Genomic DNA, 1084 nt, shown 5'->3' with positions numbered 1-1084 from the left:
CGCTCAACTTCGCCAACATGACTGCGGTCGACCTGCGGGTCTCCGGCGGCTCCGCGGCGCTGGCCGGGACCGTCCGAGCCAACATCGAGGTCCGTCTCGGCTCGCCGACCGGCACCCTGGCGGCGACCCTGCCGGTGCTTAACGCGCCGAACGGGAACTACAACACCCAGCGCGTCGCGCTGCCGGCGAGCCTCACCGGCGCCGGGGCCCAGCAGGTCTACCTCGTCTTCCGGGCGACCGGGGCGGCGGGGCAGCCGACGGGGAACCTGTTCAACCTCAACTGGATGTCGTTCGTCGGCCAAGGGGTGACCACTCCGTAGCCGTCCGACGCCAGCCCGACGAGGCCCCCTCCACACGGAGGGGGCCTCGTCGCGTTGTCGAGGGCCGCGGGATCGACCCGGTGCACCACCTCGACCCGTCCGCGCTATCCGTTGCCCTGGTGTTCTGTTGCTCGGGCTGATTGTTGCTTGTGTTCACCGGTTCTCTTGCCTCAACGACCGATATCGATGTCAGTTCGACCCATCACTCCAACGAAATCATCACGGCTGCTGCGGGCTATTGACGGAAGCGTGCCCGGTGCGTTTGATTCGGCTGACGTCCCGGCCTAAAGGCCGGGCGGTCAGACCGGAAGTGTTCCGGTCCGGCGGCGTGCCGCCGGACCGGTGACTTCTGCTTGCTCGGATCCGGACCGGAGCCAGCTCGGCTTCGCTTGGGGGAGGGCCCGGCAAGCACCACGCGCAGCGTCGACACAGAGGTCGACCCGCAGCAGAGGGGGCAGTGCATGAGACAAGTTGTCCGTCGCCTGATCACGGCGACGGTCGGCACGGCGATGGCCGTGCCGGCAGTGGGAGCAGTGACCGCCGCATCGGCGATGACTTCCCCGGCGATCGCCGCCGACGAGTACAAGGTCCTCGTGGTCGGCAAGACGCTGGGCTTCCGCCACTCCAGCATCGACGAGGGCACGCGCGCGGTCATCGCGCTCGGCCGGTCCAACGGCTTCACCGTCGACGTGTTCGACCCGCAGCAGACCGCAGCTTCCGTGCCGGGCGCCACCAAGCTCGAGACGACGCCTTTCACGACGGCC

General features: G+C 68.7%; 1 protein-coding gene and 1 pseudogene. Both read left to right on the top strand.

Going from position 1 to position 1084, the window contains the following annotated elements; all coding sequences use genetic code 11:
- The coding region (locus G9H71_RS18105; RefSeq protein ID WP_166284196.1) for a carbohydrate-binding protein at positions 1-320 on the top strand (320 nt) is incomplete at its 5' end.
- A 461-nt stretch (positions 321-781) separates the two neighbouring features.
- A pseudogene (locus G9H71_RS18100) lies at positions 782-1084 on the top strand (ThuA domain-containing protein); the annotation flags it as partial.

Origin of the sequence: Motilibacter deserti (genome assembly GCF_011250635.1) — a bacterium.
Lineage (GTDB): Bacteria > Actinomycetota > Actinomycetes > Motilibacterales > Motilibacteraceae > Motilibacter_A > Motilibacter_A deserti.
Note: the sequence above shows the minus strand (reverse complement) of the source record. Positions and strands in the feature narration are given on the sequence as shown.